The following is an 8,050-nucleotide window of genomic DNA, read 5'->3' on the forward strand; positions in this document are numbered from 1 at the left end:
TGCAAGCAGGTCAGGCATAAAATGACATTTGCCCACTGAATGGTCATTCAATCAATTGAATTGCTGACAACCAGTTGATAGGGATTCGGTAAAACCACATTTGACTGGAGAGTTGTCATGTCGGATACCCTGCCCCGCCATGCCCAGACCGTGATCATCGGAGGCGGGTCGATCGGGACAAACACCGCCTATCACCTGACCAAGTTGGGCCATCGGGATGTGGTTGTGCTGGAACAGGGTCAACTGACCTCGGGCACGACCTGGCATGCGGCGGGTCTGATCGTGGCGGGGCTTCTGAAGTCGGAAGCGGAATGCGCGATTTATACGCATGGGCGAGATCTTTATGCCAATCTCGAGGCCGAGACGGGTCTGCCTACCGGGTTTCGCGAAGTCGGGTATCTGCAGATTGCAACCAATCAAGAGCGCCTTCATGAGATGCGGCGCGTGGCGGCGTTCATGCGGCGGTTCGGGATCAACAATCACGAGGTGTCGGTCAGGGAAGCCCAGGACATGTTCCCCATCGGCGATCTGTCGGATGTGGTCGGTGCGTTCTACATTCCCGAGGATGGGCGTGCCAACCCTGTCGATCTGACCATGTCGCTGGCCAAGGGCGCGCGTATGGGTGGCGCGCGTATCTTCGAGGGTGTGCGGGTCGACGAGATCCTGGCCAAGAATGCAACCGCCACTGGTGTGCGCACCGCGGATGGTCAGGTGATAACGGCCGAGAACGTGGTGATTTGCGGAGGCATGTGGTCGCGTCAACTGGGCGAAAAGCATGGCGTGAACTTGCCGCTGCAAGCTGCTGAACATTATTACCTAATTACCGAAAGCATACCGGGCCTTCCGCGCGACCTGCCGGTGCTGGAAGACCCGTCGACCTATACCTATTACCGCGAGGAAGTGGGCGGCATGATGCTGGGTCTGTTTGAACCCGGCGCGGCCGCCTGGAAACTGGACGGCATCCCGGATGACTTCCAGTTCGGTGAGATCGAGCCTGATTGGGACCGCGTCGGCCCGGATCTTGAAAAGGCCTATTCCCGCGTGCCCGAGACGATGAATTACGGGGTAAAGAAGCTCTTCTGCGGGCCTGAAAGCTTTGCGCCGGATTTGGCCCCCCTGGTCGGTCCGACGCCCGAGTTGCGCAATCTGTGGGTGGCCTGCGGGATGAATTCGCTGGGCATTCTGAACGGTGCGGGCACAGGCATGACGCTGGCCCACTGGATCGTGGATGGCCTGCCGCCCATCGACGTGACCGGGATCAACGTGAACCGGTTCACAAAATGCGAAGCCACGCCAGCGTTCCGCCGGGATCGCACGCCGGAACTGCTGGGCAAGCTTTTTGGCCAGCACTTCCATAATGAAGGGTTCAAGACGGCGCGGGACGTGAAGCGATCTGTTCTGCATGACCGGCTGAAAGCGAACGGAGCCTATTTCGCCGAAGGGCACGGGTGGGAAATGCCCGATTGGTTCGCCCCGACGCCGGAACAGGCCAAGATCGAGAAACTCAGCTGGTTTCGTCAGAACTGGTTTGACTGGCACGCAGAAGAACACCGCGCCGCGCGCGAAGACGTGATTGTCATGGATATGTCGACCATGTCCTGTTTCTTGGTCGAAGGCCCGCATGCCTGCGCGCTGATGTCTCGCCTGTCGTGCAACGAGGTCGATGTAGAACTGGGGCGCGTCGTCTATACAGCCTGGACCAATGAGCGTGGTGGCTTTGAGGCGGATCTGACGGTGACGCGTCTGGCGCAGGACAAATACATGGTTGTTGTGGGCGAAAACTCTCACGGGCACACCGAGATGCGGATGCGGCGCCATATCGAGGACGGGGAGTTCGTGGTGATCACGGATGTCACCTTTGCGCGCACGCAGATCAACGTGCACGGACCCAAATCCAGGGAGCTGTTGCAGCGGATTTCCGGCGCGGATCTGTCGAACGAGGGCTTCCCCTTCATGTCCGCGCGCGAGATCGACGTGGGCTATGCCAATGTGCTGGCCTATCGGGTGACCTTCATCGGCGAGCTGGGTTGGGAGCTGCATGTCCCGACGGTTCATGCGGTGCAGACCTATGACCTGATCAAACAGGCCGGGGCCGATCTGGGCCTGCGTGACGCGGGGATGCAGACGCTGAATTCCTTGCGCCTTGAGAAAGCCTATCGCGATTTCGGACTTGACGTGGATAACACAGATAATCCGATCGAGGCCGGTCTTGGCTTTGCGGTAAAGCTGGACAAGCCCGGTGGGTTCATTGGTCGCGATGCGCTGGCCCAGATCAAGGCGCAGGGCACGCCCAAGACCCGGATGCTGCAATTCCTGCTGAAAGATCCCGAGCCTCTGATCTATGGTAATGAGATGATCTATCTGGGGGACAAACAGGTCGGCTATATCCAGATCGGCGGATATGGCCATTCTCTGGGCGGGGCCGTGGGGATCGGATTCGCCGAACTCTCAGAGCCCTTGACGGCGCAAATTGTAAATGAAAGCAATTGGTTCATCGAGATAGCTGATGTCAGATACCCCGCGATTGCCTCGTTGAAACCGCTGTATGATCCCGGGATGGAGAAAATCAAATGCTAGGGCAATGGCGATGAGTATGGCAGATCCCCTGACCGGCGGGTGCATGTGCGGCAAATACCGCTATGCCGCTTCAGGCGCGTCGAATGCGCAGTTGATCTGCCATTGCGAAAGCTGTCGCAGACATACCGGCGCGCCGGTGGTTGCCTTTGCCGGGTTTGCAAAAGATCAGGTGCAATGGTCCCCCACGGACCCGCCGCGCTTTGCGTCGTCGCCCAAGGTCGGGCGCGCGTTCTGCGAAAGCTGCGGCACGCCGATGACCTGGGAGGGTGACGGGCTGGTCGAACTGCTGCTCGGCACTCTGGACGATCCGGATTGCTTTGTCCCTGCCTTTCACATCCATCACGGCGAACACCTGCCCTGGATCGACACGGCCGACCGCCTGCCGCGCTATCGGGTATGGGAAGACGATCCCGAAGGCCCCTACCTGAACGCCCCTGCCCGGCTGAGCGCGGATCAGCAGATCGCGCTTGTCGAACGCTATTTCGCGGCGGTCGATGGCGAAGATCTGCAAGGCGTTCTGGAGACGCTGAGCGACGGGTGCGTGTTCACCGTCGAAACCCATGGCGTCATCCTGACCGGCCGGGACGAGATCGCCGCCATGTTTCGCCGGCTGTGGTCAAATCATCGATCGGTTCGTCATCACGATTTCCGCTTTGTTCCGGACCCGGCGGGCAACCGCATATCGGTCCAGTTCAAGGTTGAAAATACCGAGACTGACGGAAGCCTCACCCGCAAGTCCAATTGCAACTTCTTTGATTTTGACGGACCGGTCTTCAGCCATATTGCCGTCTACATGGCGGGGCCAAATACACTTGATAAACCGACATAGGGCTTGAAACCGGGACTGATTTGCTAGTCTGATGAACTCGGCGCGCCATCGAACAAACAGGAGAGACATCCATGCAATACCTCGCACCCACATCCGTTGAGGATGCCGTGCAGATGCTGGCAACACAGACCGGAGAATGCCGGATTCTGGCAGGTGGTACCGACTTGCTTGTGCGCATGCGCTCGGGATTTTCCGAGCCGGACGCGGTCATGGATATCAAACGCATCGACGATCTGCGCCGGATCACGCGCGAAGATGGCGGATTTCGCATCGGAGCGGCTGTTTCGGGCGCTGAAATGGCAGAGGACTCTGATCTGGTTGCCGCCTGGCCGGGGGTTGTCGAAGCGGCCGGTTTGATTGGTTCGACGCAGATCCAGGGGCGCGCCACAATGGCGGGCAACCTCTGCAACGCGTCTCCGGCGGCCGATTCCGTACCGGCAATGGTTGCGGCCAAGGCCATTGCGCGGCTGGCAGGCCCTGACGGTGTGCGCGACGTGCCTGTGGCCGACGTTCCCACAAGCCCCGGCAAGACCTCACTGCGCGCCGGCGAATTCGTGACGTCGATCTTTCTGCCTGCGCGCCCGGCTCATGCATCCGACGCCTATCTGCGGTTCATTCCCCGCACCGAGATGGACATCGCGGTTGTCGGATGTGGCGTGTCGCTTACTCTGGATGTACATGGCACCTGCACGGATGCAAGCGTTGCCCTGGGTGCCGTGGCCCCCACCGTGATCGAGGTTCCCGAGGCCGCTCAGGCATTGATCGGCACCAGCCTTGATGATGCAGCATTGGAGGCGTTGGCCAAAGCCTGCTCTGGCGCGGCCTCGCCTATTTCCGACAAGCGCGGAACGGTCGAGTTCCGCACCCATGTGGCAGGCGTTCTTGCAAAACGCGCCGCCCTGATTGCCAAGACACGCGCAGGAGACCGAACATGAGCAAGATCCACGTTACCACAACGGTAAATGGCGACCCCGTAGAGTTTCTGTGTGAGCCGGATGACACCTTGCTGGACGTTTTGCGCGACCAGCTTGGCATGACCGGATCGAAAGAGGGCTGCGGCACGGGCGACTGCGGTGCCTGCTCGGTCACTGTTGGTGGCCGTCTTGTATGCTCATGCCTGATGTTGGGCGCCGAGGCGGAAGGTCGCGAGATCGGCACCATCGAAGGCATGGCGCAAGGCGAAACCCTGCATCCGCTGCAGCGCAAGTTCATCGAACACGCGGCGCTGCAATGCGGGATCTGCACGCCCGGTTTGTTGATCGCGGCCAAATCCCTGCTCGAGCGCAATCCGGATCCAACCGAAGAGGAAACCCGGTACTGGCTGGCGGGCAATCTCTGCCGCTGCACGGGCTATGACAAAATCATCCGCGCCGTCCTGGACGCGGCATCTGAAATGCGGGAGGCATCATAATGGCACTCGATAGCAAAACTGAATTGCGCGACTTCAAGGTTGTCGGCACGCGTCCGTTGCGCCCCGATGGGATCGACAAGGTCACGGGCAAGGCCCGGTTTGGTGCCGATGTCACTGCACCCGGAATGCTGGTCGGGCTGGTTCTGAGAAGCCCGCATGCCCATGCCAGGATCATCTCTATCGACACATCCAAAGCCCGGGCCCTGCCCGGTGTCCATGGCATCGTCACGCGCGCCGATTTCGGCACGATCGAGGACGATTTCGTGGCGAATATCCTGGATAACTGCATGGCAGGTGACAAAGCGCTTTATGACGGGCATGCGGTGGCGGCTGTTGCCGCCTCTTCGGGCAAGATCGCCCGCGCTGCGCTCAAGCTGATTGATGTGGTTTATGAAAAGCTGCCCCATGTGACGGATGTGGATGAGGCGATCAAACCGGGTGCGCCTGTGCTGCACGAGGGCCGCTCGGACGAAACCGTACCGGCGGGCATGTCTGGCAATGTGATCTCGCGCCATGAATTCGGACATGGCGATATCGAAGCCGGTCTGGCGAAGGCGGACCGGATCGTCGAGCGTACATATCGCACCGAGGCCACGCATCAAGGCTACATCGAACCCCATGCTTGTCTGGCCCAGATGGGGTCCGATGGGCAGGCCGATCTGTGGTGCTGCACTCAAGGTCACTACATGGCGCGCAACGTCTGTGCCGAGATCCTCGGGATCGAACAGGGGCAACTGCGGGTCACCGCTTCGGAAATCGGCGGCGGCTTTGGCGGCAAGACGACCGTGTTTCTTGAGCCTGTCGCGTTGATGCTGGCCAAGAAGTCCGGACGACCCGTCAAGATGGTTATGACGCGCTCGGAAGTGCTGCGCGCGACCGGACCGACCGCGTCCAGTTCCATCGACGTGCGCATCGGCATGACCAAGGACGGCACGATCACGGCCGGTTATGCGGAATTGCGCTATCAGGGCGGTGCCTATGGCGGTTCACCCGTAGATATGGGTTCGATGTCGGCCTTTGCGCCTTATGATCTCGAAAACGTCAAAACGGTAGGGTGGGACATCGTCACAAACCGCCCCAAACAGGCCGCCTATCGCGCGCCCGGGGCACCAATGGCGGCCTTTGCCGTGGAAAGCGCGATTGATGAACTGGCGCAGGGCTTCGGTCTTGATCCGCTTGAGGTCCGCCTGAAAAACGCCGCGCGCGAAGGCACGCGCGCGTCCTATGGACCGACCTACCCTGCCATTGGGCTTGAGGCGACACTGCGGACCGCCAAGGACCACCCGCATTGGTCCGCGCCTTTGGGTAAGAATCAGGGACGCGGCGTGGCCTGCGGGTTCTGGTTCAATTTCGGCGGCGATACCTGCGTGAGCCTGAACATCACTCCGGATGGGACGGTCACAGTCTCGGAAGGCAACCCGGACATTGGTGGCTCACGCGCGTCCATGTCGATGATGGCCGCAGAAGAACTGGGCATTCCGTACGAAAAGGTGCGTACCGTGGTCGCGGATACCGGCTCATTGGGTCAGAACGAGGTCACAGATGGCTCGCGCGTCACCTTTGCGGTGGGGCTTGCCACGATCAAGGCCGCGCAGGCCGCCAAGGCCGAAATGTGCCGCCGCGTGGCACAGGTCTGGGGCCTCGACGAAGAGGCCGTGGAATGGAAAGACGGAGCGGTGCATCCCGCAGGTCCGAATGCGGGCCAGCACCCACCGATGTCGCTGGCCGAGATCGCAGGCATTGCGTCCAACACCGGTGGTCCCATTGCGGGGCATCATGAGGTGAATGCAGAAGGGGCTGGCGTCAGTTTCGGCACCCATATCGTTGACACCGAGGTCGATCCCGACACCGGCTCTGTGAAAATCCTGCGCTATACGGTGTTTCAGGATGCCGGCAAAGCGGTCCATCCGGCCTATGTCGAAGGTCAGTTTCAGGGCGGCGCTGTTCAGGGCATCGGCTGGGCGCTGAACGAGGAATACATCTATGGCGCGGATGGCACGCTGCAGAACGCAGGCTTTCTGGATTACCGCGTGCCGGTCGCTTCGGATCTGCCGATGATCGACACGGTCATTCTGGAAATCCCCAACCCGGGCCATCCTTACGGCGTGCGCGGCGTCGGCGAAACCCCGATCGTACCGCCGCTTGCTGCGGTGGCGAATGCGGTTTCTGCGGCAACGGGTGTCCGGATGACCGATCTGCCTTTGTCGCCGCCCAAAGTGCTGGCGGCGCTTCACGCACGCTGATCGCGTGGTTCAGGTCCGCATATGGGGCTCGCTCGCGTCAGCGGCTGACGATCAGACCGAGGTCGAAATCGACGCGAGCACCCTGCGCGAATTGCTGGACGAGTTGGCCGACAAATACCCGTCCATGCGCCCCCAGCTTGATCGCGGCATATCGGTGGCGATTGATGGCAAGGTATATAATGACAGTTGGTTCACCCCGATCCGCGAGGATAGCGAGGTTGTGCTGCTGGCGCGATTGAAAGGCGGCTGAGAAGTGCTGCAACATGCGACGCATATTGGCCGGCGACTGGTATGACCTGGCGCAGGGTTCTTCGCGTAATCCTTGTAACGAATGACTGAACACCGCCGACTGGAGACTGAACATGATCGAACTGAAAACTTTCGCCGCACTCGCCTCGGTGCCGATTGGCAGCTTTGCCGATAAGCCGACGACATTGACCGAAGGTCAGAAAGAAGCGACAAACCCGCTTTGGTCGTCACCTGAGGGCGACACCCATATCGGCGTCTGGGAATGCACGCCCGGACGTTTCACAGCCGACCGGACCGCAGGCGGTGAGTATTGCCATATCATTCAGGGCCGGGCCTCGGTGACCAATGCGGATGGCAGCGGTACGCGGGACATCGGGCCCGGTGATCTTCTGGTTCTTCCGAAGGGCTGGAAAGGCGAATGGGTTATCCATGAACATTTGCGCAAGCTTTACATCATCAACGAAGCGCCAGACAGCTAAGGACAGGATGGGTCCGTTGAAGGATGGCGACACTATCGGCTGTGTCAGCCAGAGACAGCGTCGCGCCCCGCAACAGTGATACCCGGTTTGGTCTTGAAGTTTTCGTCATGGGCAAAAGCGACCAGGCCGCGCTGCCCGCCTCACTCGGATTTGCTCTGACAAGACTTCAAAAGCCATTCACCGCGTTCGATCTGGGTGCGCGCAATCGCAAGCTTTCTCTCGAGTCGCGCCTTTTTCTCGCTGGACCTTGCCGAGGTTATCT

7 protein-coding genes are annotated in these 8,050 nt (G+C 60.3%); all 7 read left to right on the plus strand.

Translation table 11 applies throughout. The features are described from left to right. Nucleotides 1–117 precede the first annotated feature (117 nt). Nucleotides 118–2,577, plus strand: a complete 2,460-nt coding sequence (locus WAO69_RS15385) for a GcvT family protein (RefSeq protein WP_422180708.1) — start codon at nucleotides 118–120, stop codon at nucleotides 2,575–2,577. Nucleotides 2,578–2,593: 16 nt separating this feature from the next. Further along, the gene (locus tag WAO69_RS15390; RefSeq protein WP_422180710.1) at nucleotides 2,594–3,406 is read left to right on the plus strand and encodes a GFA family protein; all 813 of its coding nucleotides are present in this window, start codon (nucleotides 2,594–2,596) and stop codon (nucleotides 3,404–3,406) included. Between the two features lie 71 nt (nucleotides 3,407–3,477). Continuing rightward, nucleotides 3,478–4,341 (plus strand): FAD binding domain-containing protein, encoded by an 864-nt coding sequence (locus WAO69_RS15395; protein ID WP_422180712.1) that lies wholly within the window; start codon nucleotides 3,478–3,480, stop codon nucleotides 4,339–4,341. Continuing rightward, nucleotides 4,338–4,817, plus strand: a complete 480-nt coding sequence (locus tag WAO69_RS15400; RefSeq protein ID WP_422180714.1) for a (2Fe-2S)-binding protein — start codon at nucleotides 4,338–4,340, stop codon at nucleotides 4,815–4,817. Before WAO69_RS15395 ends, WAO69_RS15400 begins: the two co-directional genes overlap by 4 nt. Continuing rightward, entirely contained in the window at nucleotides 4,817–7,060 is a 2,244-nt protein-coding gene (locus WAO69_RS15405) for a xanthine dehydrogenase family protein molybdopterin-binding subunit (RefSeq protein WP_422180716.1), read from the plus strand. Before WAO69_RS15400 ends, WAO69_RS15405 begins: the two co-directional genes overlap by 1 nt. A 4-nt stretch (nucleotides 7,061–7,064) precedes the next feature. Then, nucleotides 7,065–7,310 carry a MoaD/ThiS family protein gene (locus WAO69_RS15410; protein ID WP_422180718.1) on the plus strand — a complete coding sequence of 82 codons (246 nt, stop codon included), beginning with the start codon at nucleotides 7,065–7,067 and terminating at the stop codon, nucleotides 7,308–7,310. A 112-nt stretch (nucleotides 7,311–7,422) separates the two neighbouring features. Beyond that, nucleotides 7,423–7,788 carry a cupin domain-containing protein gene (locus WAO69_RS15415; RefSeq protein ID WP_422180720.1) on the plus strand — a complete coding sequence of 122 codons (366 nt, stop codon included), beginning with the start codon at nucleotides 7,423–7,425 and terminating at the stop codon, nucleotides 7,786–7,788. Nucleotides 7,789–8,050 lie beyond the last annotated feature (262 nt).

Source organism: Aestuariivita sp. (assembly GCF_049276915.1).
In the GTDB taxonomy this organism is placed as follows: domain Bacteria; phylum Pseudomonadota; class Alphaproteobacteria; order Rhodobacterales; family Rhodobacteraceae; genus Aestuariivita.